This is a genomic window from Antarctobacter sp. (genome assembly GCF_034670325.1).
Taxonomy (GTDB): Bacteria; Pseudomonadota; Alphaproteobacteria; order Rhodobacterales; family Rhodobacteraceae; genus Antarctobacter.
The window spans coordinates 96,474-119,180 of sequence record NZ_JAXMNR010000007.1 but is presented as its reverse complement, the minus strand read 5'-3'; the positions used below and the strand labels follow the sequence as shown (position 1 = coordinate 119,180).

Sequence of the window (22,707 nt, the reverse complement as noted above, 5' to 3'; positions counted from 1 at the left end):
CGACACGATTTTTCGTCGAAAAATCGCCTCACCGACCCGACCAAGCCCGTAAAGGAAGACCATGACCACCGTTCGCCTGTCCGACGCCGACAATGTCGTCACCGCCGTTCTCCCTCTCGAAATCGGACAGGAGGGCGCCACGCAACTGATCCCGCGCGGGCACAAGCTGGCCACGCAGGACATCGCCAAAGGCGCGCCGGTGATCAAATACGCCCAAGTCATCGGCTACGCGGCAGAGGACATCGCCGCAGGTGCCCATGTCCACACCCACAATCTGGACTTTCGCAACGTCGACACCGCCTATGAGTTCGGCACCAACCTGCGCCCCGTAACCCCCGCCACCACCCAAGACACCTTCAAGGGCTACCGCCGCGACACCGGCCGCACCGGCACCCGCAACTACATCGCCGTCCTGACCAGCGTAAACTGCTCGGCCACCGCCGCCCGCATGATCGCGCAGCATTTCACCCCCGACAGGCTGGCCGACTACCCCAACGTCGACGGCGTGGTCGCCTTTGTCCACGGCACCGGCTGCGGCATGGCCGGTCAGGGCTCTGAGGGGTTCGAGGCGCTGCAACGGGTCATGTGGGGCTATGCCCGCAACCCCAATGTCGGCGGCGTGCTGATGGCGGGCCTTGGCTGCGAGATGAACCAGATCGACTGGCTGGTCGAGGCCTACGGCCTGAAACCCGGCCCCTTGTTCCAGTCGATGAACATCCAGGACGTGGGCGGCCTGCGCAAATCCATCGACCTCGGCATCGCCAAGATCGAAAAGATGCTGCCCGTGGTCAATGAGGCCACGCGCACCGACTGCCCCGCCTCAGAGCTGATGGTCGCCCTGCAATGCGGCGGCTCTGACGCGTGGTCCGGCATCACCGCCAACCCCGCCGTCGGCTACGCCTGTGACCTGCTGGTCGCCCAAGGCGGCACCGGCGTCTTGGCCGAAACGCCCGAGATCTACGGCGCCGAACACCTGCTGACCGCCCGCGCCGTCGACCGCGCCACCGGCGAAAAACTCATCGACCTGATCCGCTGGTGGGAGGATTACACCGCCCGCAACAAGGGCAGCATGGACAACAACCCCTCCCCCGGCAACAAGAAGGGCGGCCTCACTACCATCCTGGAGAAAAGCCTGGGGGCGGCAGCCAAGGGCGGCACCACGCCCCTCACAGGCGTCTACAAATACGCCGAACCGGTGACGGCAAAGGGCTTTACCTTCATGGACAGCCCCGGCTACGACCCGGCCAGCGTCACGGGACAGATCGCCTCGGGCTGCAACCTTGTCTGTTTCACCACCGGGCGCGGATCGGCCTTTGGCGCGAAACCCAGCCCGTCGATGAAGGTCGCCACCAACACCCAGATGTTCAACCGCATGACCGACGACATGGACATCAACGCCGGCAGCATCCTCAGCGATGGCCGCAGCGTCGAAGAGGTGGGCCGCGAAATCTATGAGATGTGGCTGCGCATGGCCTCTGGCGAACAGTCCAAGTCAGAGGCGCAGGGCCTTGGCGACTATGAATTTGTCCCGTGGCAGATCGGCGCGGTGATGTGATGACCGCCCCCCTGCCCCTTTGCGTGATCGGCGCAGGCAGCATCGGGCGACGCCATATAGAGGTCGCCACCCTGTCCCCCGCCATCCACCTCACGGCGGTGGTCGAACCGCAGGCCGAAACCCGCGAAAAGCTGGCGCAACAGGGCCTGCCCGTGGTCGCCGCCCTTGACGAGGTGCCAAAGGAAACCCGCGCCTGCGTCATCGCCACGCCGACGCCCGACCACATGCCCTCGACCCTCGCCGCGCTGTCGCGCGGCTGGGCGGTGCTGGTGGAAAAACCTTTTGCCGATACGCTCGACAATGCCCGCACCATGATGCAGACCGCCGACACCGCAGGTCTGCCGCTGATCGTCGGGCACCACCGCCGCTGCCATCCCTATGCGATGGCGATGCGCGACGCCCTGCCCAAGATCGGGCAGCTTGTCGGCCTTCAGGGCTTTTGGTCGGTGCGCAAGCACAACACCTATTACGATGTGCCGTGGCGCCGCCTGCCCGGCGCCGGGCCGCTGGCCAGCAACCTCAGCCATGAGATTGACCTGCTGGGCTTTATGACCGGCATCCCGACCGAGGTCACGGCCCTCACCTCCTCCGCCACGCGCGGCTTGGTGATCGAAGATACCGCAGCACTTGCCTTTCGGTTTGAAAACGGCGCGCTTGGGTCATTCCTCATGTCGGACGCCGGGGCCTCACCTTGGTCGTTTGAGGCCACATCGGGAGAGAACCCCGAGATTGCCGGATCGGATCAGGATTACCTGCGCTTTACCGGCACCCTTGGCGCGCTGGCCTTTCCGTCGCTGACCCTCTGGGGCGCTAGCGGTCCGGGTGAGGTTGAATGGTCCAAACCCTTGGCGCGCACCCCCGGCCCGCAGTTTGACAGGATCGACCCGATCCGCGCCCAGATCGACCGCTTTGCCGCGCTTCTCGACGGCGGAACAGATGACGTTCTTTGCCGCCCCGAAAACGGGTTCGCCGCATTGGAAATGACACTGGCCACGGCGCTGTCCGGCCAAACCCACCGCCCGGTCAAACGCGGCGAGGTGCCCGGAGATTTCACAGGAGTTCTGACATGAGACTTCAGGGCAAACGCGCCTTCATCACCGCCGCCGGTCAGGGCATCGGCCGCGCCATCGCCGAAGGCTACGCCCGAGAAGGCGCGGATGTGACCGCCACCGACCTGAATCCCGACCTGCTGGACGGACTGACCGGCACCAGTTTTGCGCTGGACGTGACCGACAAAGCCGCGCTGACCCGCGCGATAGAGGCGGCAGCCCCGGATATCCTTGTGAACTGCGCGGGAGTTGTCCACTCAGGCACGCTGCTGGACGCGACGGATGAAGACTTTGACTTTGCCATGACACTCAACGTCCGGTCGCAATTTCACGCGATGCAGGCAGCAGTTCCCGGCATGATAGAGCGCGGCGGCGGCAGCATCATCAACATCGCCAGCGTGGCAAGCAGTGTCATCGCCGCGCCGGGCCGATGCGTCTATGGCGCATCCAAGGCCGCGGTGATCGGCCTGACAAAATCCGTGGCGCTGGACTATGTGACCAAGGGTGTCCGGGTAAACTGTATCTGCCCCGGCACCGTCGACAGCCCGTCCTTGCACGACCGGCTGCGCGCCATGGGCGACTACGACGAGGCCCGCCGCGCCTTTGAGGCACGCCAGCCCATGGGCCGCATCGGCACACCGCAGGAAATCGCCCATCTGGCGGTCTATCTGGGCTCGGATGAGGCCGCCTTTACCACCGGGCAGGCGCATGTGATCGACGGCGGCTGGGCCACCGGCTGACGGGGGGCATGTCCTAACACTTCGTAAAAACGCCTCTGTAACCCATTGATTTTACGTCTCCTGAAATCTGTCCACACGTGGACACCCTATTGACGCCCCTCCGCAAGCGGCCCAGAAATCCCCATGTCCGAAGCAAAACCCCGCGAAGACCGCACCGCCTCCGGCGTGCTGATGATGATGCTGGCCGTGGTCGGCTTCACCTGTATCGACAGCGCCGCCAAATGGCTGATCCTCGCGGGCCTGCCTGCCCTTCAGGTCGTCTTTGCCCGCTATGCCGGGCATTTCGTCGTGGCCGTGGCGCTCTATGGCACGCAAGAGGGCCGGGCCGCCTTCGTCTCCAACGCCCCCCTCCGCCAACTCCTGCGCAGCTTTTTTCTGCTCGGCAGCACCGTGTGCAATTTCACCGCGCTGAAATACCTGCCGATCACCGTGACCACCACGATCATGTTCGCCGGCCCCATCGTCGTCACCCTGCTGGCCATCCCGATCCTCGGCGAAAAGGTCGGCATCCGACGGATCGCCGCGGTCTGCGTCGGCTTTCTAGGGGTGATCGTGGTGATGCAGCCATGGGGCGTCTCGTTCCACCCCGCGATGTTTCTGTCCCTCGCCGCGCTGACCATGGCCGCCTTCTACTTCATCATGACCCGGCTTCTGGCCGGGATCGAAGGCAACGCCACGCAACAGATCTGGTCCAGCGGCGTCGCCATGCTGTCCCTGCTCCCCTTCGTGCTGGACGGCTGGGTCTGGCCGCAGGGCAGCACATGGGTCGCCTTTATCGTCATCGGCATCTTCGGCGCGGGCGGCCATATCGCCGCCGTGATCGCTCACCGATGGGCCGATGCCTCGATCCTCGCGCCGGTGATCTATATCCAGATCTTCCTCGCCGCGCTGGCGGGTATCCTCCTGTTCGACACATGGCCGACAGTCTGGACGCTGGGCGGCGGCGCGATCATCATCGCCTCCGGCCTCTACATCTGGCAGCGTGAGCGCAAGATCCGGGGCCGCGTCCGCCGCCCCGTTCCCAGTACGCGCTGATCATCACAGGGTGACACGAATTTTCGTCGAAAATTCGCCTCTCACCCCCGTCCGATATAGGGCATCGCCGTCGCCATCACGGTCATGAACTGCACGTTCGCCTCCAACGGCAAGGACGCCATGTGCAGCACGCTGGACGCGACGTTCGACACGTCCATGACCGGCTCGACCGCGATGGAGCCATCCGCCTGCGGCACGCCCTTGGTCATCTTGGCCGCCATATCGGTCAACGTATTGCCAATGTCGATCTGCCCGCAGGCGATCCCATAGGGCCGCCCGTCCAGAGAAATCGACCGCGTCAGCCCAGTGATCGCATGTTTCGACGCGGTATAGGGCGTCGACCCCCAACGCGGCACATAGGCGGACACCGACCCGTTATTGATGATCCGCCCGCCCTGCGGGTCCTGCGCCCGCATCCGGGCAAAAGCCGCCCGCGCACAGATGAACGACCCGGTCAGATTGATGTCGATGCAGCGCCGAAAATCGTCAACGCTGATCTCATCCACCGATCCGCCCATGACCGAGACGCCCGCATTGTTGAACAGAGCGTCGATCCGCCCCCATTGCGCCAATGCCGTGTCAAAGGCCGCATCCACCGCCGCCTCATCCACCACGTCGCAAACCATCGCCAGCGCGTTCTCATGGCTGTCCGCCATGGCCTCCACGCTCTCCGCCGTGCGCCCGACGATCCCCACGCGCCAACCCGCGCCCAGAAATGCCTCGGCGCAGGCTTTGCCGATCCCGCGCGCGCCCCCGGTGATAATGATCGTCTTGGACATACGCCCCTCCTTGTATTTCTTCTGTCTGAAAATATCCCGGGGGGCCGAAGGCGGGGGGCAGCGCCCCCCTCCCGGCCTCACCGCCCATCCCGATCAGTGATTGTCGCGCGGCAGGTCCTTTGCGATGCGCTGATAGGCTGTCGCCAGTTCCAGACAGCCGCCCTCGGCCAACTGCCCCACATGGGTGCGATAGATCTCTTCCCACGGCGTCTGGTGGAGGATCTCCGGCGCCTCCCATGCGTCGATGCGCGCCTGCCACTCTGCCTCCTCGACCAGCGCGTCCATGCGACCCGCCTTCAGGTCCAGCCGCACCCGGTCGCCGGTCTTCAGATGCGCCAATCCGCCGCCTACCACCGACTCCGGTGAGGCGTTCAGGATCGACGGAGATTCGGACGTGCCCGATTGCCGCCCGTCGCCCACCGTCGGCAGGTGATTGATCCCCGCCCGGATCAGGGCATCGGGCGGCTGCATATTGACCACCTCGGCAGAGCCGGGATAGCCGACGCAGCCGACACCGCGAATGAACAGGATGGTTTTTTCGTCGATCTCCAAAGCGGCATCGTTGATCCGGTCGTGGTAATCTTCGGGTCCTTCGAACACCACGGCCTTGGCCTCGAACACGCCCTCATTGCCCGGCTCCGACAGGAACCGCGCGCGGAAATCCGGTGAGATCACGCTGGTCTTCATCAACGCACTGTCAAAGAGGTTGCCCGACAGCACCTTGAACCCGGCCTTTTCGCGCATCGGCGCATCGTAGCGGCGGATCACATCGGTATCCAGACTGTCGACCCCGGCAAGGTTGGCCGCCATTGTATTGCCCGTGGCGGTCATCGCCTCACCGTGCAAACGTCCCGCGCTCATCAATTCGCCCATGACCGCAGGCACGCCGCCCGCGCGGAAAAAGCTCTCGCCCAGATACTCGCCCGCAGGCTGCATGTTGACCAGCAGCGGCACGTCAAAGCCGACCGTCTCCCAGTCCTTGACGTTCAGATCGACCCCGGCATGGCGGGCCACCGCCTGCAAATGCGGCGGAGCATTGGTCGAGCCGCCAATGGCGGTGTTCACCACGATGGCGTTCTCGAACGCCTCACGCGTCAGAATGTCCGAGGGCTTCAGATCCTCAAAGACCATCTCGACAATGCGCTGGCCGGTCTCATAGGCCATGGTCATCCGCTCACGGAACGGCGCGGGGATGGCGCTGTTGCCGGTCAGGGACATACCCAGCGCCTCTGCCATGGCGTTCATGGTGCTGGCCGTGCCCATGGTGTTGCAATGGCCAAGGCTGGGCGCGGACGAGCAGACCCGCGCCATGAATTCCTCATAGTCAATCTTGCCCTCGGCCAGCAAACGGCGCGATTCCCAGACGATGGTGCCGGAGCCGGCGCGCTTGCCCTGCCACCAGCCGTCCAGCATCGGACCGCCGTTCAGCGCAATGGCGGGCAGGTCCACTGTGGCCGCCCCCATCAGCATTGCCGGCGTGGTCTTGTCACAGCCGGTTGTCAGCACCACCCCGTCGATCGGATAGCCATGCAGCACCTCGACCAAGGACAGATAGGCAAGGTTACGGTCCAGCGCGGCGGTGGGCCGCTTGCCGGTTTCCTGAATCGGATGCGTCGGAAATTCCATCGGCACGCCACCCGCCTCGCGGATGCCCGCCTTGATCCGGTCCATCAGAAAGACATGGATCTTGTTGCAGGGGGCCAGATCGCTGCCGGTGTTGGCGATGCCGATGATCGGCCGCTCGCCCTGCAATTCCTCGCGGGTGAAGGTGCTGTTCTGGTAGCGCTCCACATAAAGCGCGGTCATCCCCGGGTTGTTCGGATTGTCGAACCACTCTTGTGAGCGAAAGCGCTTGTTGGCGCGGGTATCGGACATGACCATTCTCCCCCTCTGGCACCCGCCGATTCTGACGGGTCTCAACTCTTGTGCGAGCATTTCAATTTGGTATACCAAATGCAAGCAACCTCGCACGAGAGCGCAAAAGACAGCAAGGGCGCAGAACGCCCTGCCCCGGGAGGAAACATCATGGAATGGAACCCCGCCGCGCGCCTCGCGGCGTCACTGGCGCTGGGCTTGACCTGCACGACACCCGCCGCCGCCGAAGAGCCGCTGGACCTGAATGCGGTGCGCGCCTGCGTCTCGACCGCCATCGACCTTGGAAACAAGCCGACCGGCTGCGTCGACAGCGCCCATTCCGCCTGCCTGCGTGTTTCGTCGGAAACACCGGCTGTGGCCGCGCTCTGTTTCGAAGAGGCCCGCGCGCAATGGTCCGACGCCATCGGCACACGTATGGAGCACCTGCGCGACGCCGCACCGGAACGCATCGCGGCGCTGGCCGGAATCGAATTGAAATACGACCTGCTGTCGTCGCTGGTGCAATGCGACAGGATGGAGGAACTGGCGCTCCTGCGCGAGATCCCCGCCGAAGAAATTCGCACCCAGAAAAGCCGTTGCACCGCCACCGCCTCGGGGCTGGCCTATATCCGCCTGCTCTGGCGCTTGCCTGACCCCAACCCGATCACCCCGGAGGAAAAACAGCCATGATCGAAGAACCGCCAAAGCTAACGCTGGTCAAAGGCGCGCCGCGCCCGACAGCCGACCAGATCGCCGCCTTTCAGGGAGTCGAGACCGCCTTTCTCTGCGATGCCATGGGCGGCCTTGGGGCCATGGACACCAACATCTCGCCGCTGGGCTTTGGCCGTGACCTTGCTTGTGTCGCCGCGGGCCCTGCGCTGGTGGCCGACAGCGGCCCCGGCGACATCATCGCCACGCTGGCAGCGGTCAACCTGCTGACCCCGGGCGATGTGTTGGTCCACGCGGGCCACGGCTATCAGGGCGGCGCCACCATCGGCGATCAACTGTCTGGCATGCTGAAAAACGCAGGTGCCGCGGGCTTTGTCACCGACGGCCCGATGCGCGACTACGAGGGCATTGTGGCCGCTGGCCTGCCATCGTGGTGCACCGGCCTGAACCCGAACTCGCCTTGCGTCTCAGGCCCCGGCACGCTGGGCGGATCGGCGAATGTCGGTGGCCGCCATGTGGCCACGGGCGACATGATTGTCGCCGACCGCAACGGTGTCGTCGTGATCCCATTTGCCCAGATCGACACGGTGATCGCCAAACTCAAGGACGTCACCCGGTTGGAAGCCGAACTGGAAATCAAGGTCAAAGACGGCTTTTGCAGCCCGATGGACATCGAGGCCATGCTGGCGGACGGCAGCGCGGTGGAGATCGGGTAAAGAGGGGGCGCTGCCCCCACCTTCCTTCGGTCGGCTCCCCCGGAGGATTTTTACCAAGAAGAAGCCAAGGGTCTTGCATTTCTTCTTGGTAAAAATAATCCGGGGTGAATGCGCGTAGCGCAGAGGGGCAGCGCCCCTTCCCCCGCCCTCGGTCAGGCGAAGGCGCTTTTTGCCCCACCGCTTTCCTGCGTCTTGAAGATAGAGCTGTTGTCGGGCGCGGGAGGCAGCGGCATCCGCACCGGCACCTGTTCCAGTCGCGGTTCCAGACAGGGCTGGCCGGTGATCATGCGGTCCTGCAAGTCCTGCCAGAACAACTTTTGCCCCAGAGAATGAATATAGCTCGACGCGCCCAACAGCGGCCAGGCGTCGGCGCTGGCGCATTCGTAGAACAGGATCTGCCGCGCCCGATCCGATACATTGGGGGCCGAGCCGTGCAGGATGCGCACGTGATGCACCGTCATGTCCCCCGCGCGACCGGTCAGCGTCACCGCCTTGTCGCGATGGAACAGCGGGTCGTCCGGGTCAACCGCGCCGCAGAACACACCCCCCGCATGGTGGCTGAGCACCGGCCCCTTGTGAGAGCCCGGCACCACCATGAGCGGGCCGTTCTCCGGGGTCACATCGCGCAGCATCAGGCCAAAGGCCAGCAGCGAGTCGTTTGTGGCCGGGTAGAACGCCCAGTCCTGATGCCATTCCACCGCAGCGCCGCCGCCCGGTGCCTTGGTGTTCAGCTTGGAGGTATTGAGGAAGGTATCCGGCCCCAACAGGTCGTTCAGGACCTCGGTGACCTTTGACCGCTTCAGCACCTGCTCAAAGATGGCGTGCCGCTTGTGCGGCAGCTTGATCCGGGTCAGGCGCGGCTCATCGGGACCATGACCGCGATCGAGGTCATAGACCTCGTCGCTTTCCGTCACCTGCCGCGAGGCCTCGATCAGATCATCCGTCACCGCCTGCAGGTCGGCCAGTTCCTGCGGCGTCACCACCTGTTCGACCTTCAGATAGCCATTGTCGGCGTAAAAGGCCCGTTGCGCGTCAGTCAGCATCGCCGCGGCCTTTCTTAGCCTCTTCCTCCAGATCCAACCCGTTCATCCGTGCCACGTGGTCGGACAGGAACGGCACATAATCGTCGGCAAAACCCTGCGCCTCGACCTGCGCGAAATACTGTCGGGTGGCCGAGGCCATGGGGGACAGCGCCCCCGCCTCAGCCGCCATGGCCAGCGCATAGCGCACGTCCTTGGACGCATTGGCGATCGAGAACTTATGCGCGTCGCGGTCCCGATCCACCGCATAGCTCATAAAGGTATCGAAGAACCCGTTGCCCAGCCGGGACGAACCGATCACCCGCTGGATCGTGGACGGCGGAATGCCGACCTTGGCCCCCAGTGCCGTCACTTCGGAATAGAGCGCGGCATAGCTCATCGCGATGGTGTTCATGATCAGCTTCATCTTGTGGCCCGCGCCGACGGGGCCGACGTGGTTGATATTGCCCGCCCAGCATTCCAGCACCGGCAGGATTCGCTGGAACACCGCCGCGTCGGCGCCGACCATCGCGTCCAGCGTCCCGGCCTCGGCCTCTTTCGGCGTGCGGCCCAGCGGCGCGTCCACCATGTGCCCGCCCCGCTCTGCCAGTTCAGCGGCCAATGCCAGCGTCACGTTGGGATCAGAGGTCGAGCATTCCACCACCGTCAATCCGTCCCGCATCCCGGCCAAGATCCCGTCCGGGCCGCGAAACACGCTTTCGACCTGTGGGGCGTTGGACAGGCAGATGTGAATCACTTCGCAGGCTTCCGCCATCTCGCGCGGGGTTGTGACCTCGGTGGCGCCGCGCGCCAGCAGGTCCTCAACGGGTGCGCGGTTGCGGTTGCCCTTCACCACCAGCGGGTGCCCCTTTTCCAGCAGGTTTTTCGCCATCCCGTGTCCCATCAGACCAACACCGATGAACCCTACACTGACCTTCTCCGACATACGCAGCCTCCCCTGTTTCGCGACCCCGGGTGGCACGGCGGGCGGAGCGATGCGGCTGCAAGCCGCGAGCGGCGTCAAGTCGTCCCCCACACGCCGTTGACTTCCCGCCCCGGCTGGTCTTGAGTGCGGATGGTATACCAAATGGGCCGCCATGCAAGCGCGCCCCGACAGCACGTCACGGGAGGAAACACATGCCGGCACCACGGGGGCCCGCCCCATGCTGACCTTTGCGCTTGCGGTCTTTTTCCTGATCATCACCCCCGGCCCCGGCGTGTTGTCCACCGCCGGTCTGGGCGCGGCCTACGGCGTCCGCCCCGGTCTGGCCTATGTGCTGGGTCTGTTCATCGGCACCAATCTGGTGGCACTGGCGGTGATCTCGGGTGTGGCCGCCATCGTGCTGTCAGTTCCGGTCATCCGTACCGTCCTGATGGCCGCCTCCATTTGCTACTTGCTGTACCTCGCCGCGCGCATCGCCTTTGCCGGCAGCAAGATCGCCTTTATCGAGGCCAAGGCTCCGCCCGCCGTGCTGTCCGGCATCCTGTTGCAGGCGATCAACCCCAAGGCTTATGCGGTCAACACCACGCTGTTTGCCGGTTTCCCTTTCGCCCCGGACAACATCCTCTTTGAGACCGCCGCCAAACTGCTGATCGTCAACGCCATCTGGATTCCGATCCATCTGGCATGGCTTTACGCCGGGGCGACGTTGCACCGGTTGAACCTGTCCCAGACCGCACACCGCCGCATCAACTACGCCATGGCGGCCTCCATGCTGGCGGTTGTGGCCCTTGCCGTCCTTTCTGCCGGAGGTGCCCTAGATGGCCAATGACGCCGCAATCGCAGCGCTGTCGCACCTGCTGGGCGACCGCCTGTCTACCTCCGACGCAGAGCGTCACCTGCATGGCCAGAATGAGACTTACTACCCCAACACACCGCCCGACGCGGTGGCCTATCCTGAAACCACAGCAGACGTCTCGGAGATCCTCAGGATCTGCCACGCCCATACCTGCCCGGTGACAGCCTATGGCGCGGCCAGTTCGCTGGAGGGCCAGCACCTTGCGCTGCACGGGGGCATCAGTCTGGATATGAGCCGCATGAACCGCGTTCTCAACGTCCAGCCAGAGGACCTGACCTGCACTGTTCAACCCGGCCTCACCCGCAAGCAGTTGAACGAAGACCTGCGCGCCGCCGGGCTGTTCTTCTCGGTCGATCCCGGCGCGGACGCCAGCATCGGCGGCATGGCGGCCACCCGTGCCTCTGGCACCACCGCCGTCCGCTATGGCACGATCCGCGACAACGTGCTGGCGGTCGAGGTCGTCATGGCCGACGGCACGGTGATCCGCTCTGGCAGCCGCGCGCGCAAATCGGCCACCGGCTATGACCTGACGCACCTGATGGTCGGCTCTGAGGGGACGCTGGGGATCATCACCGAACTGACCCTGCGCCTGCACGGTCAACCCGAATGCATCACCGCCGCCACCTGCCGGTTTGAGGACGTCCAACAGGCCGTCGCCTGCGTGATCACCACCATCCAGTGCGGCATCCCGATGGCGCGGATCGAACTGCTGGATCACATGATGGTGCGCGGGTTCAACGCCTATGCGGATGCGGGCCTGCCGGAGGAACCGCATCTCTTCCTCGAATTCCACGGCGCGCCCGGGGCCGTCACCGAACAGATGGCCAGCTTTGAGGAGATCGCCAGCGACAACGGCGCAAGCGGTTGGCGGACGGCGACAACGACAGAGGACCGCAATGCGCTCTGGGCCATGCGCCACAACGCGCACTATGCCTCTGCCGCATTGGGCAAGGGCAAGCACATCTGGCCGACGGACGTCTGCGTGCCGATTTCCCATCTGGCCGAGGCCATCGCCCAGTCGCAGGCAGACGCGCAACGGCTGAACCTCACCGCCACCATCGTCGGCCATGTCGGTGACGGCAATTTCCACGCCGGTCTGTCGGTGGACCCGAACGACCCGGACGAAATGTCCCGCGCCCATGCCTTTACCCACGCGCTGGGAGAAACCGCGCTACGCCTTGGCGGCACCGTGTCAGGCGAACACGGCATCGGCATCGGCAAGCAAGAGTTCATGGCGGTCGAACACGGGCCCGCCCTGACCTACATGCGCGCCATCAAGCAGGCCTTCGATCCCAAAGGCATCCTAAACCCGGGCAAACTCTTGCCACCCGAGACCCAACAAGAGGCCGCAGAATGACACGTTTCCTGACCCTTGGCGAAATCATGGTAGAGATGGCCCCGGCCCCTGACAGCCCCGGCCTGTTCCGCCTTGGTTATGCTGGCGATACCTTCAACACCGCGTGGTATGCGCGCCGCCTGCTGCCCGCCACATGGACCGTCAGCTATGGCACCGTGATCGGTGATGACCCGATGTCCAACGACCTCGCCCATTTCATCGAACGCCAAGGCATCGCCACTGACACGCTGCGCCGCAGACCCGACCGCACCGTCGGCCTCTACATGATCCAGACCCGCGACGGCGAACGCAGCTTTTCCTACTGGCGCGGACAATCAGCGGCCAAGACGCTGGCCGATGACCCCGACTGGCTGGACTCGATCTTCAAGGATCGCGCGGTGATCCAGTTTTCCGGCATAACGCTGGCGATCCTTGCCCCCGCCGCGCGCAAGACGCTCTGCGCCGCGCTGGCCCGTGCCCGCGCCGCAGGCAGCCACATCGCCTTTGACACCAACCTGCGCCCGCGCCTCTGGGACAGCGCCGAGGCGATGCGGTCCGGCCTGCTGCAAGGCGCAAGTGTCTCTGACACGGTCCTGCCCAGCTTTGACGAAGAACAACTGGCCTTTCAGGACGCCACACCCGAGGACACGGTACAACGCTACCGCGCGGCCGGGGCAACCTGCGTCGTGATCAAGGACGGCTCTGCCCCCTGCCATGGCTGGACCGAAGAGGACGGCACGGTCACCTGCACCCCGCCAGCGGTGGCCCGCGTGGTCGACAGCACTGCGGCAGGCGACAGTTTCGGCGCTGGCTTCCTCACCGCGCGCGCAACCGGTGCCAGTCTTGGCACCGCCATGACCCGTGCGGCGCAACTGGCCGCGGAGGTCATTCAACACCCCGGCGCACTGGCGCCGCAGATCTTTGAGAAAGGCAATTCCACATGAATATCCTGATCCTCGGCGGTGCCGGTCTGATCGGCCAGAAACTTGCCCGCGCCCTTGCCAAGCGCGGCACCCTGCGCGGGCAGGCCATCTCTCGCCTGACACTGGCGGACGTCACCGATCCCGCCCCGGTCGACGCGCCCTTTGCGGTCGACAGCCTGACCTGCGACATCACCGATCCTGCCTCGGTCGCGCAGGCCATCCCAGACGACACCGACGTGATCTACCTGCTGGCGGCGGTTGTCTCGGCCCACGCCGAAGAGGACTTTGACTTTGGCTACAAGGTCAACATGACCGGCACGCTCAACGTGCTGGAGCGCGCCCGCGCCCTTGGCACCCAGCCGGTACTGGTCTTCACCTCTTCCATCGCGGTCTTCGGAGGCGAGACACCACAGCCCTTCACCGACCACACAATCCCGAACCCGCAGATCAGCTACGGCGCGCAAAAGGCCATCGGCGAGATCCTCGTGAACGATTATTCGCGCCGTGGCTTCATCGACGGGCGCGGCTTTCGCCTGCCGACAATCTCTGTCCGGCCCGGCAAACCCAACCGCGCCGCCTCGGGTTTCATGTCGTCGATCATTCGCGAACCGCTGCAGGGGCAAACCGCCAACTGCCCGGTGGACAAGGACTTCCCGCATTTCTACCTCTCGCCGCGCAAATGCGTCGAAAACCTCATCAAGGGCGCGGAAATCCCGCGTGAGGACCTTGGCCTCAACCACTGCATGACGATGCCCGGGCGCGTCTGGACCATCGGCCAGATGATCGACGCGATGACAGCCGTCGCCGGGCCCGACGCCGCCAAGCTGATCACCTGGGACAAGCAACCAGAGCTCGACCAGATCCTGCAAGGCTGGCGCATGGACATTCGCCCGGAAAAAGCCGCCCGCCTCGGGCTTGAGGCAGATGAAAGCTATGAGGACAACATCCGTTATTTCCTGGAGGACGACCTGCCCGCCTGAGACGGCCCCAGGTTTCTTCTGTCCAAAAATATCCCGGGGGAGGCTCGCAGAGCCGGGGGCAGCGCCCCCGTCCCCGACCAGACAAGGAGCACGAACATGCCTGATTTCGCGATCTATCCCAGCCTCAAAGGCAAGACCGTCTTCATCACCGGCGGGGCCTCGGGCATTGGCGAGGAAATGGTCCGCGCCTTTGCGGCCCAAGGCGCGCGCACTGGGTTCGTCGATTTCAACCGCGAGGCAGGTGAGGCGCTGGCCGCCGAGACGGAAGGCGAGGTCGCCTTTGAATACTGCGATCTGCGCGACATCGAGAACCTGAAGTCCGCCTTCGCCGCGCTGGCGGACAAACTCGGCCCCGCGACCGTTCTGGTCAACAACGCCGCCCGCGACGACCGCCACAACTGGCAGGACGTGACCCCGGATTACTGGGACGAACGTATGGCCACCAACATCCGCCATATGTTCTTTGCCATCCAGACGGTTGCGCCGGGCATGATCGCGGCAGGGGGCGGGTCGATCATCAACATGGGATCAAACAGCTGGTGGGAGGCGGTCGGCGGCATGCCTGCTTATACAACCGCCAAATCCGCTGTCCACGGGCTGACCCGCACGATGGCCCGCGATCTGGGTGACCACAGCATCCGGGTCAACGCCGTGGTTCCCGGCTGGATCATGACCCAGCGACAAAAGGATCTCTGGGTCACGCCCGAAGCCATCGAGAAACATCGCCAGCGCCAGTGCCTGCCCGACCTGATCGAGCCGGTCTATCTGGCCCGGATGGTGCTGTTTCTCGCCTCTGACGACAGTGCCATGTGCTCTGCCAGCAACTTCATGGTTGAGGGCGGCTCGATATAGGGCGCGGGTGTAGGGCGGGGTTTACCCCGCCTTCCCCTGTTATTCCGCTGCCATCTGCGCCGTGGGCGTCGACTGCGAAATTGCCATTTCCTCGTCGGTCATGCCCTCGGCCACGCCTTCGAACAGCGGCGTGGACAGATACCGCTCGCCAGTGTCGGGCAACATCACCAGCAGCACCGATCCTTCGGGCGCGCGCTGCGCCACCTCCATCGCGACCGCAAAGCTGGCCCCGCCGGAGATGCCGGTAAAGATCCCCTCTTCCGTCGCCAACCGCTGTGACCAGCCGATGCTGTCCGGCCCGCCGACCGGCAGCAATTCGTCATAGAACCCGTTGTCGATGCTTTCCTGCAGAACCCATGGGATGAAATCCGGGGTCCAGCCCTGTATCGGATGGGGGTTGAAATCGGGGTGGCCTTCGGTCGGCTGATGGGCCTCGTTGCGGGTGTTCACATAGCCCGATCCGACAATCGCCGCGTTGGACGGTTCGCTGAGGATGATCTTGGTCTCCGGGCGCTCTTTGCGCAGGACACGAGCCACCCCCGTCACCGTGCCCCCGGTGCCATAACCGGTGACGAAATAATCCAGCTTGTCGCCGTTGAAATCGGCCAGAATCTCACGCGCGGTGGTGCTTTCATGGATGTCGGCATTGGCCCCGGTCTCGAACTGGCTGGCAAGGAACCAGCCGTTCGCCTCAGCCAGTTCCTTGGCTTTGGAATACATCCCGAACCCCTTCAGCCCCTTGGGCGTCAGCACCACCTTGGCCCCGAGAAAGCGCATCAGTTTGCGCCGCTCGACAGAGAAACTCTCGGCCATTGTGACCACCAGCGGATAGCCCTTGGCCGCGCAGACCATGGCCAGCCCGATGCCGGTGTTGCCGGACGTCGCCTCGACCACCGTCTGTCCCGGCTTCAGCCGTCCGTCGCGTTCCGCAGCCTCGATGATGCCGATAGCAAGGCGGTCCTTGACCGATCCGGCGGGGTTGAAGGCCTCGAACTTGACGTAGACCGTGACGTGCTCCGGTGCGATCCGGTTGATGCGGATCGCAGGCGTGTTGCCGATGGTGTCGAGCACGCTGTCATAGCGACGCCCGCGCCCCTCTGTGCTGCGCTGAGTCATGGTGGTCTTCCTCCTGTTAGTCCGCGCCCTGGCGCGGCGTCCTGTCGGGGAAGCCTAGCAGATTCGGGGCGGGTCTGTCCGCGCGGTCAGGCCGCCTTGGACGTCCATTCATCGACCAACGCCCCCAGCGCGTCCCAGTCAGTGTATTCGTGGTCCACATCCAGATCGGCATCAGGGTCTTTGGCGGCCACGATGCGGCGCATGACGAAGCGGCGGAAAATGTCGTACTCTGAGGGTTTATAGGCCCCCGCCACCTGCGCCACTTGCCCGGGCTGCCAGCCGGTCGCATCGGCAAAATCCTTGACGATCCCGTCCAGCGCCCGCCAATCCTCGGCATCATGCCCGGCGGCGGCAAGAGACACGGACAGGAACAACACCGGACGGGCCAGCAACGCACGGGCCTGCGTGGCGGCAAATTCGCTCATCTCGCTCTGGTAGTGGCCAACGTGGACAGAGGCCGCAAGAATCACGCGATCAAAATGCGCGGGATCAATATCCTGCGCGGCAGACACCGGCAGCAATTCGACGGAATGGCCCGCGTCGACCAGTCGGTCGGCGACAAAGCGGGCGATCTTACGGGTCTGCCCCTCGGTCGAGGCATAGGCGATCAGCAGTTTCATGGCACATCCTCCTGTTACGCGGAGGATGGCCGGTTTTGCACGCCGCCGCCTTGACCAAAGTCATGCTTGACCAAAGTCATTGCGATGGCACGGGGCGTAGGGTGGGTTTTCAACCCACCGCGCGCGCCGTCCCGGTCAGTTCACCGGGGTCAGCAGGTCGCGCCCTGCGAGAAAGGCTGAAACATTGTCCAGTTGCAGCACCGCCATGTCGGTGCGCGTCTCGACGGTGCCGGACCCCTGATGCGGTTGCAGCACCACGTTGTCCAGCTTCTGAAACCGCGGATCAAGGTTCGGCTCGTTCTCGAACACATCCAGACCCGCCCCCGCGATGGTGCGGGCCTCCAGCGCGTCCAGCAGCGCGCCCTCATCAATGGTTGACCCGCGCGAGATATTGACCACCACGCCACGCGGCCCCAGCGCCTCGATTGCCTCGCGGCTGACATGGCCCTTGGTTTCCGGCCCGCCGACCAGCGCGATCACAAGGAAATCCACCGCCTTGGCCAAGGACACCACGTCGCCGTGATAGGTCCAGCCGGGCGTCTCTTTTTCAGAACGCGAGGTATAGTGAATGTCCATCTTGAACGCCGCCAGACGGTCGGCGATCTCACGCCCGATGCGGCCCAGACCCACGATGCCCACGGTCGAGCCGGACACCTTGCGGTTCAGCGGGATCGCCCCTTCGGTTGCCCAGCGCCCGGATGCCGCCTGCGCATGGCCCAGAATCATCGTCCGTGCCTGCGCCAGCATCAGCGCCACCGCCAGATCCGCCACATCGTCCGACAGAACGTCGGGCGTATTGGTCACCTTGATGTTGCGCGCACTGGCGGCGGTCACGTCGATGGCGTCATAGCCGACACCGAAATTCGCGATCACGCCCAATTGCGGCAGCAGGTCCATCGCTTCGCCACCAAAGGGGGTGTGTCCCTTGAAGGCGACGGCCCGGATACCGGCGCGCAGACCTTCGTCCAGCGACCCCATCTCATCTGGCCCGCCCACGAACAGCGCCGGATGTGCCGCGCCCAGACGGTCACGCTCTTCTTGTGTGAATGCCGTTCCGCAGATCAGCAGTTGTGTATCGCTCATGTCTCAGCCTCCAGCCGTCAGCAATGTCCGGATGCGCGAAATCGCCTCCAGAATGTTATCGGTCGAATTGGCGTAGGAGAACCGCAGATAACCCTCCCCCCACGCGCCAAAAGAGGTGCCGGCCACGGTGGCCACACCCGCCTCTTCGAGGAACCGTGTTTCCGCCTGCTTCGAGGTCAGGCCCGTCCCCTCGACATTGGGGAAGGCATAAAACGCCCCCGCCGCATCGGCGCAGCGCACCCCCGGCAGCGCGTTGAGTTCGCGCACGATCACCTGACGACGTTCGTCGAAGGCGGCGACCATGTCGCGCACCGCGTCCTGCGGGCCTTCCAGTGCCGCGATCCCGGCGAATTGTGTCGCCGCGTTTACGCAGGAATGGTCATTGATGCACAGCCGCGTGGCGTGATCCACCAAGGCATCCGGCCAAACCGCGTAGCCCAGCCGCCAGCCGGTCATGGCATAGGTCTTGGACCAGCCGTCCAGCATGATCAGCCGGTCGCGGATTTCAGGGTAGTTCAGCAATGAGGTATGTTCGCGCCCACCGTAGAGCATGTTCGAATAGATCTCATCCGACATCAGCGCCACGTGCGGATGGTCCTGCAAACCCGCCACCAGCTTGTCGATCTCGGCCTTCGGCGTCACGCCGCCGGTGGGATTGGCAGGGGAATTGATGATGATCAGCCGCGTCCGTTCCGTGATCTGGCCCAGCACCTCTTCGGCGTTGAAGGCAAAATCATTCTCTTCTTTCAACGCAATCGGCACCGGGGTCGCGCCGGAATACTTGATGACGGATTCGTAGATCGGGAAACCGGGGTTGGGATACATGATCTCTGCGCCCGGCTCGCCGAACATCAGCACGGCAAAAAACATCGTCGGCTTGCCACCCGGCACCACCACCACGTTGTCGGGGTTTACCTCTGCGCCATGCCTGCGGTGCAGGTCGGCGGCCACCGCCTGCCGCAACGCCGGAAGGCCGTTGGCGGGGGTATAGCCGTGATGGCCGTCGCGCAGCGCCTTGATCCCGGCCTCGACGATATGCGCGGGCGTCTGGAAATCCGGCTGGCCGATGCCAAGGTTGATGATGTCGCGCCCCTCGGCGGCCAGCTTGCCTGCGCGGGCCAGCACCACAAAGGCGGATTCGGTGCCCAGCCGTGACAGTCCTGCGGCGAGTTTCAGTTCGGTCATGGTCCCTCCCCGGCCAGCTTGGGCCTCGTTTGTGATTTTGGTATACCAGAATGCAGGTGAGGAAAAGCGTCAAAGCCAAGGGGCGCAGACCCTGCACAAGATTGACTCACCTCGCAAAGATTGTTTACTTGGAAACCAAAATTCCGGCACCCCAGGGAAGGATCGTACCGCGATGACAGCGCAACCGCAGACCATGGGCGACGGCCTGATCACCTATTCACTGGACGGTGACGTGGCCCTCATCGGCCTCAACCGCCCGGACAAGCGCAATGCCCTGTCCGACCGTTTCGTGATCGCCCTCGGTCAGGCCGTGGCCCGCGCCACGACCGAGGCGCGGGCCGCCGTCCTGCATGGACATGGCAAACATTTCTGCGCCGGACTGGACCTTGCCGAACATTCGGAAAAGCCGCTGTTCGAGGCGGTCAAAGGCTCTCGCCTCTGGCATCGCACCTTCGAGACCATCGAGATGGGAGAGATCCCCTTTGTCTCCGCCATCACCGGCGCGGCGGTGGGCGGTGGCTTGGAACTGGCCGCCAGCACCCATATCCGCGTCGCCGAGGACAGCGCCTTTTTCGCCCTGCCCGAAGGCACGCGCGGCATCTTTGTCGGCGGCGGCGGGTCGGTCCGCATCGCGCGCCTGATCGGGCCTGCGCGCATGGGGGACATGATGCTGACGGGCCGCTCTGTCTCGGCCACGGACATGGAACGCTGGGGCGGTGTGTCCTACGTGGTCCCCGACGGCACGGCGCTGGAGCGCGCGACAGAGATCGCCAAACGGATGGCGCAGAACGCCGAATTCACCAATTACGCCATCCTGAACGCCCTGCCGCGCATCGCCGACATGTCCGCCGACAGCGGGCTGTTCACAGAGGCGATGGTCGCCTCACTGGCCACCATGACGCCCGAAGCAAAACAACGCCTGAAGGATTTTCTGGAAAAACGCGCCGACAAGGTGCAGGCACCCGACGCACGCTGAGGGCAAAGCCCCGGGAGGAGACACCATGCTGAACGCCGACGACCTGATCGCCATCGACTTTCACACCCACGCCGAAGAACCTTGCTGCGGGCCGCGCGACGACGGCTATGACGACTTTCAGGCGGGGATGGCGAAATACTTCAAGAACCCCGCCGGGGCCTCGGGGATGCTGCCCTCGGTCCAGCAAACCGCCGAATACTTTCGCGAGCGCAAGATCGGCGCGGTGATCTTTCCCGTCGATGCCGAGCGCGAAACCGGCTTCCGCCGCTACTCGAACGAGGAAGTGGCCCAGATCGCGTCTGAGAACGACGACATCCTGATCCCCTTCGCCAGCATCGACCCGGCCAAGGGCAAGGCAGGCGCGCGTGAGGCCCGCCGACTGGTCAAGGAGTTCGGCGTCAAGGGCTTCAAGTTCCATCCGACGATGCAAGGCTTTTATCCCAACGAACGTTGGGCCTATCCGCTCTATGAGGCCATCGCCGAAGAAGGCGCAATCATGCTCTTTCACACCGGCCAGACCGGTGTCGGGTCAGGGATGCGCGGCGGCATGGGGATGCGGCTGAAATACTCGAACCCGGTGCATGTCGACGACGTCGCCGTCGATTTCCCCGACACACCCATCGTGCTGGCCCACCCGTCCTTCCCATGGACCGAAGAGGGGCTGATGGTCGCCCAGCACAAACCCAACGTCTACATCGACATGTCCGGCTGGTCGCCGAAGTACTTCCCCAAGCTGTTTGTGCAATACGCCAATACCATCCTGCGCAAGAAGATGCTTTTTGGCTCTGACTGGCCCGCCATCACACCGGACCGCTGGCTCAAGGACTTTGCCGAACTCGACATTCGCGAAGAGGTGCGCCCGCTGATCCTCAAGGACAACGCCCGCCGGTTGCTGAACATCTAACCGGCCCCCTGCCGACCTCTCATCCGGTACAGACCCGCAGGGTCCGCGTAGGGTGGGTTTTCAACCCACCGCCCGCAACACATGAGGCCTCACATGACACACCCTCGCGCCCTCATCGCCGGTGGCGGCATCGGCGGTCTGGTGACCGCGCTGACGCTGCACCAGATCGGCCTGCCCTGCACCGTGTTCGAATCCGTCCGCGACCCGAAACCGCTGGGCGTCGGCATCAACCTGCAACCCAACGCGGTGCGCGAGTTGTTCGATCTGGGCATCGGGGCGGACAGGCTCGACACGGTCGGCCTGCCCGCCCGCGAATGGGCGCTGGTCGGGTTGAACGGTGCGGACATCCATGCCGAACCGCGCGGGCTGGAGGCGGGGTATCACTGGCCGCAATACGCGGTTCACCGGGGCCGCTTTCACATGATGCTTTATCAAGAGGTGCTGGACCGTCTTGGCCCGGATGCCATCCGCACCGGCTGTCGCGTCACCGGGTATGACCAGACAGAACAAGGCGTCACCGTCCACGTCGAAAGCGCCAGCGGCCCCTTCACCGAAACCGCCGACCTGCTGATCGGGGCCGAAGGCATTCATTCGGCCACACGCGCCCAGATGTTTCCCGACCAGCCGCCGATCCACTGGGGCGGCGCGCTGATGTGGCGGGGCACCACCCGCGCCAGACCGATCCGCACCGGGTCCAGCTTTGTCGGGCTGGGCACGCACAAACACCGCATGGTAATCTACCCGATCTCGCCCCCCGACGCCGATGGGCTGGCCGAGATCAACTGGATCGCTGAACGCACGCTGGACGCAGGCGAGGACTGGCGCGAAACCGGCTGGTTCCGCGAGGTGCCGATTGACAGCTTTGCGCACCACTTTGACCAGTTTCGCTATGACTGGCTGGACGTGCCCGCGCTGATCCGGGGGGCAAGCCGCGCCTTTGAAAACCCGATGATCGACCGCGACCCGATCCCGACATGGGTACAGGGACGCGTGGCGCTGCTGGGCGACGCGGCCCACGCGATGTATCCCACCGGATCGAACGGCGCCAGCCAGGCGGTGGTGGATGCCCGTACTCTGGGGGCCTGCCTGGTGGCCCACGGCGCGACGCCTGCGGCGCTCAGGGCTTATGACGACAAGCTCTGCGGACCAGTGTCCAAGCTGGTCCTGCGCAACCGAGGGGCTGGCCCCTTTGGGCTGCTGAACATCGTCGATGAGCGTTGCGGCGGACACTTCGACGACATCGACGCGGTGATACCGCCGCAAGAGCGCGCTGCCTTTCTGGCCGATTACAAGGCAGCCGCCGGCTTTGCCATCGAGGCCCTGAACGTTGCGCCACCAACCTTGCCGAAGAGCGCAAGGATCGACCTGACCCACCCTTAGGCGTGATAGAATCCCCTCATTATCAATGAAATACACCCTCACGTATGAGGAAAAACATCGCTTTCAGAGGACCATTCCCTCGACGGACGACCTCCAATCGGTTAGCGATAACAAGCCGGCTTCGGGGCGGGAGGAGG

At 64.5% G+C, this 22,707-nt stretch carries 22 protein-coding genes; 14 read left to right on the top strand and 8 right to left on the bottom strand.

Annotated features, from left to right (window positions below; all coding sequences use genetic code 11):
• The first annotated feature begins 61 nt into the window (after window positions 1–61).
• The 4 genes from VOI21_RS17775 (at window position 62) to VOI21_RS17760 (ending at window position 4,379) form a co-directional block, all read left to right on the top strand.
• On the top strand, window positions 62–1,555 hold the full coding sequence (locus tag VOI21_RS17775) for an altronate dehydratase family protein (RefSeq protein ID WP_323771298.1): 1,494 nt from the start codon (window positions 62–64) through the stop codon (window positions 1,553–1,555).
• Window positions 1,555–2,625, top strand: a complete 1,071-nt coding sequence (locus VOI21_RS17770; protein WP_323771297.1) for a Gfo/Idh/MocA family oxidoreductase — start codon at window positions 1,555–1,557, stop codon at window positions 2,623–2,625. Before VOI21_RS17775 ends, VOI21_RS17770 begins: the two co-directional genes overlap by 1 nt.
• A complete protein-coding gene (locus tag VOI21_RS17765) occupies window positions 2,622–3,344 on the top strand; it encodes an SDR family oxidoreductase (RefSeq protein WP_323771296.1) in 723 nt (240 codons plus the stop codon). The genes VOI21_RS17770 and VOI21_RS17765 overlap by 4 nt, the downstream gene beginning before the upstream one ends.
• A gap of 123 nt (window positions 3,345–3,467) precedes the next feature.
• Window positions 3,468–4,379 carry a DMT family transporter gene (locus tag VOI21_RS17760; RefSeq protein WP_323771295.1) on the top strand — a complete coding sequence of 304 codons (912 nt, stop codon included), beginning with the start codon at window positions 3,468–3,470 and terminating at the stop codon, window positions 4,377–4,379.
• A gap of 41 nt (window positions 4,380–4,420) precedes the next feature.
• On the opposite strand, the gene VOI21_RS17755 is transcribed toward VOI21_RS17760, so the two are convergent.
• Both VOI21_RS17755 and VOI21_RS17750 read right to left on the bottom strand, forming a co-directional pair.
• On the bottom strand, window positions 4,421–5,158 hold the full coding sequence (locus tag VOI21_RS17755) for an SDR family oxidoreductase (RefSeq protein WP_323771294.1): 738 nt from the start codon (window positions 5,156–5,158) through the stop codon (window positions 4,421–4,423).
• 93 nt (window positions 5,159–5,251) lie between these two features.
• Window positions 5,252–7,033: an IlvD/Edd family dehydratase gene (locus VOI21_RS17750; protein WP_323771293.1), complete on the bottom strand. Its 1,782-nt coding sequence runs from the start codon at window positions 7,031–7,033 to the stop codon at window positions 5,252–5,254.
• 150 nt (window positions 7,034–7,183) lie between these two features.
• On the opposite strand from VOI21_RS17750, the gene VOI21_RS17745 reads away from it, so the two are divergent.
• Both VOI21_RS17745 and VOI21_RS17740 read left to right on the top strand, forming a co-directional pair.
• The gene (locus VOI21_RS17745; protein WP_323771292.1) at window positions 7,184–7,702 is read left to right on the top strand and encodes a hypothetical protein; all 519 of its coding nucleotides are present in this window, start codon (window positions 7,184–7,186) and stop codon (window positions 7,700–7,702) included.
• Window positions 7,699–8,397: an RraA family protein gene (locus VOI21_RS17740; protein WP_323771291.1), complete on the top strand. Its 699-nt coding sequence runs from the start codon at window positions 7,699–7,701 to the stop codon at window positions 8,395–8,397. Before VOI21_RS17745 ends, VOI21_RS17740 begins: the two co-directional genes overlap by 4 nt.
• Before the next feature lie 152 nt (window positions 8,398–8,549).
• Here VOI21_RS17740 and VOI21_RS17735 read toward each other — a convergent pair whose 3' ends face one another.
• Both VOI21_RS17735 and VOI21_RS17730 read right to left on the bottom strand, forming a co-directional pair.
• Entirely contained in the window at window positions 8,550–9,440 is an 891-nt protein-coding gene (locus VOI21_RS17735) for a phytanoyl-CoA dioxygenase family protein (protein ID WP_323771290.1), read from the bottom strand.
• The gene (locus tag VOI21_RS17730) at window positions 9,430–10,362 is read right to left on the bottom strand and encodes an NAD(P)-dependent oxidoreductase (protein WP_323771289.1); all 933 of its coding nucleotides are present in this window, start codon (window positions 10,360–10,362) and stop codon (window positions 9,430–9,432) included. Before VOI21_RS17730 ends, VOI21_RS17735 begins: the two co-directional genes overlap by 11 nt.
• 217 nt (window positions 10,363–10,579) lie before the next feature.
• Here VOI21_RS17730 and VOI21_RS17725 point away from each other — a divergent pair, with 217 nt between their 5' ends.
• From VOI21_RS17725 to VOI21_RS17705, 5 genes are all read left to right on the top strand, one after another.
• Entirely contained in the window at window positions 10,580–11,188 is a 609-nt protein-coding gene (locus VOI21_RS17725) for a LysE family translocator (RefSeq protein ID WP_323771288.1), read from the top strand.
• Window positions 11,178–12,572 carry an FAD-binding oxidoreductase gene (locus tag VOI21_RS17720; RefSeq protein WP_323771287.1) on the top strand — a complete coding sequence of 465 codons (1,395 nt, stop codon included), beginning with the start codon at window positions 11,178–11,180 and terminating at the stop codon, window positions 12,570–12,572. The genes VOI21_RS17725 and VOI21_RS17720 overlap by 11 nt, the downstream gene beginning before the upstream one ends.
• Window positions 12,569–13,495, top strand: a complete 927-nt coding sequence (locus tag VOI21_RS17715; protein ID WP_323771286.1) for a sugar kinase — start codon at window positions 12,569–12,571, stop codon at window positions 13,493–13,495. Before VOI21_RS17720 ends, VOI21_RS17715 begins: the two co-directional genes overlap by 4 nt.
• The gene (denD, locus tag VOI21_RS17710) at window positions 13,492–14,454 is read left to right on the top strand and encodes a D-erythronate dehydrogenase (RefSeq protein ID WP_323771285.1); all 963 of its coding nucleotides are present in this window, start codon (window positions 13,492–13,494) and stop codon (window positions 14,452–14,454) included. Before VOI21_RS17715 ends, denD begins: the two co-directional genes overlap by 4 nt.
• 96 nt (window positions 14,455–14,550) lie before the next feature.
• Window positions 14,551–15,306 carry an SDR family oxidoreductase gene (locus VOI21_RS17705; RefSeq protein WP_323771284.1) on the top strand — a complete coding sequence of 252 codons (756 nt, stop codon included), beginning with the start codon at window positions 14,551–14,553 and terminating at the stop codon, window positions 15,304–15,306.
• Window positions 15,307–15,345: 39 nt separating this feature from the next.
• Here the strand turns inward: VOI21_RS17705 and VOI21_RS17700 are convergent, their stop codons facing one another.
• From VOI21_RS17700 to VOI21_RS17685, 4 genes are all read right to left on the bottom strand, one after another.
• On the bottom strand, window positions 15,346–16,422 hold the full coding sequence (locus VOI21_RS17700) for a PLP-dependent cysteine synthase family protein (protein ID WP_323771283.1): 1,077 nt from the start codon (window positions 16,420–16,422) through the stop codon (window positions 15,346–15,348).
• A gap of 86 nt (window positions 16,423–16,508) precedes the next feature.
• On the bottom strand, window positions 16,509–17,042 hold the full coding sequence (locus tag VOI21_RS17695) for a flavodoxin domain-containing protein (RefSeq protein ID WP_323771282.1): 534 nt from the start codon (window positions 17,040–17,042) through the stop codon (window positions 16,509–16,511).
• A 135-nt stretch (window positions 17,043–17,177) separates the two neighbouring features.
• Window positions 17,178–18,125: a 2-hydroxyacid dehydrogenase gene (locus VOI21_RS17690; protein ID WP_323771281.1), complete on the bottom strand. Its 948-nt coding sequence runs from the start codon at window positions 18,123–18,125 to the stop codon at window positions 17,178–17,180.
• A gap of 3 nt (window positions 18,126–18,128) precedes the next feature.
• Window positions 18,129–19,310, bottom strand: a complete 1,182-nt coding sequence (locus tag VOI21_RS17685; protein ID WP_323771280.1) for a pyridoxal phosphate-dependent aminotransferase — start codon at window positions 19,308–19,310, stop codon at window positions 18,129–18,131.
• Between the two features lie 172 nt (window positions 19,311–19,482).
• Between VOI21_RS17685 and VOI21_RS17680 the strand changes: the two genes are divergently transcribed.
• The 3 genes from VOI21_RS17680 (at window position 19,483) to VOI21_RS17670 (ending at window position 22,570) form a co-directional block, all read left to right on the top strand.
• On the top strand, window positions 19,483–20,286 hold the full coding sequence (locus tag VOI21_RS17680; RefSeq protein WP_323771279.1) for a crotonase/enoyl-CoA hydratase family protein: 804 nt from the start codon (window positions 19,483–19,485) through the stop codon (window positions 20,284–20,286).
• 28 nt (window positions 20,287–20,314) lie between these two features.
• Window positions 20,315–21,190 carry an amidohydrolase family protein gene (locus VOI21_RS17675; protein ID WP_416358990.1) on the top strand — a complete coding sequence of 292 codons (876 nt, stop codon included), beginning with the start codon at window positions 20,315–20,317 and terminating at the stop codon, window positions 21,188–21,190.
• A 93-nt stretch (window positions 21,191–21,283) separates the two neighbouring features.
• Complete coding sequence (locus VOI21_RS17670) at window positions 21,284–22,570, top strand: flavin-dependent oxidoreductase (RefSeq protein ID WP_323771277.1); 1,287 nt, start codon at window positions 21,284–21,286, stop codon at window positions 22,568–22,570.
• Window positions 22,571–22,707 lie beyond the last annotated feature (137 nt).

What these genes read in the sequence shown, in the direction of transcription:
- VOI21_RS17775 (WP_323771298.1), top strand. Translation starts at nt 62, where the DNA reads ATGACCACCGTTCGCCTGTCCGACGCCGACAATGTCGTCACCGCCGTT.
- VOI21_RS17770 (WP_323771297.1), top strand. Translation starts at nt 1,555, where the DNA reads ATGACCGCCCCCCTGCCCCTTTGCGTGATCGGCGCAGGCAGCATCGGG.
- VOI21_RS17765 (WP_323771296.1), top strand. Translation starts at nt 2,622, where the DNA reads ATGAGACTTCAGGGCAAACGCGCCTTCATCACCGCCGCCGGTCAGGGC.
- VOI21_RS17760 (WP_323771295.1), top strand. Translation starts at nt 3,468, where the DNA reads ATGTCCGAAGCAAAACCCCGCGAAGACCGCACCGCCTCCGGCGTGCTG.
- VOI21_RS17755 (WP_323771294.1), bottom strand. Translation starts at nt 5,158, where the DNA reads ATGTCCAAGACGATCATTATCACCGGGGGCGCGCGCGGGATCGGCAAA.
- VOI21_RS17750 (WP_323771293.1), bottom strand. Translation starts at nt 7,033, where the DNA reads ATGTCCGATACCCGCGCCAACAAGCGCTTTCGCTCACAAGAGTGGTTC.
- VOI21_RS17745 (WP_323771292.1), top strand. Translation starts at nt 7,184, where the DNA reads ATGGAATGGAACCCCGCCGCGCGCCTCGCGGCGTCACTGGCGCTGGGC.
- VOI21_RS17740 (WP_323771291.1), top strand. Translation starts at nt 7,699, where the DNA reads ATGATCGAAGAACCGCCAAAGCTAACGCTGGTCAAAGGCGCGCCGCGC.
- VOI21_RS17735 (WP_323771290.1), bottom strand. Translation starts at nt 9,440, where the DNA reads ATGCTGACTGACGCGCAACGGGCCTTTTACGCCGACAATGGCTATCTG.
- VOI21_RS17730 (WP_323771289.1), bottom strand. Translation starts at nt 10,362, where the DNA reads ATGTCGGAGAAGGTCAGTGTAGGGTTCATCGGTGTTGGTCTGATGGGA.
- VOI21_RS17725 (WP_323771288.1), top strand. Translation starts at nt 10,580, where the DNA reads ATGCTGACCTTTGCGCTTGCGGTCTTTTTCCTGATCATCACCCCCGGC.
- VOI21_RS17720 (WP_323771287.1), top strand. Translation starts at nt 11,178, where the DNA reads ATGGCCAATGACGCCGCAATCGCAGCGCTGTCGCACCTGCTGGGCGAC.
- VOI21_RS17715 (WP_323771286.1), top strand. Translation starts at nt 12,569, where the DNA reads ATGACACGTTTCCTGACCCTTGGCGAAATCATGGTAGAGATGGCCCCG.
- denD (WP_323771285.1), top strand. Translation starts at nt 13,492, where the DNA reads ATGAATATCCTGATCCTCGGCGGTGCCGGTCTGATCGGCCAGAAACTT.
- VOI21_RS17705 (WP_323771284.1), top strand. Translation starts at nt 14,551, where the DNA reads ATGCCTGATTTCGCGATCTATCCCAGCCTCAAAGGCAAGACCGTCTTC.
- VOI21_RS17700 (WP_323771283.1), bottom strand. Translation starts at nt 16,422, where the DNA reads ATGACTCAGCGCAGCACAGAGGGGCGCGGGCGTCGCTATGACAGCGTG.
- VOI21_RS17695 (WP_323771282.1), bottom strand. Translation starts at nt 17,042, where the DNA reads ATGAAACTGCTGATCGCCTATGCCTCGACCGAGGGGCAGACCCGTAAG.
- VOI21_RS17690 (WP_323771281.1), bottom strand. Translation starts at nt 18,125, where the DNA reads ATGAGCGATACACAACTGCTGATCTGCGGAACGGCATTCACACAAGAA.
- VOI21_RS17685 (WP_323771280.1), bottom strand. Translation starts at nt 19,310, where the DNA reads ATGACCGAACTGAAACTCGCCGCAGGACTGTCACGGCTGGGCACCGAA.
- VOI21_RS17680 (WP_323771279.1), top strand. Translation starts at nt 19,483, where the DNA reads ATGACAGCGCAACCGCAGACCATGGGCGACGGCCTGATCACCTATTCA.
- VOI21_RS17670 (WP_323771277.1), top strand. Translation starts at nt 21,284, where the DNA reads ATGACACACCCTCGCGCCCTCATCGCCGGTGGCGGCATCGGCGGTCTG.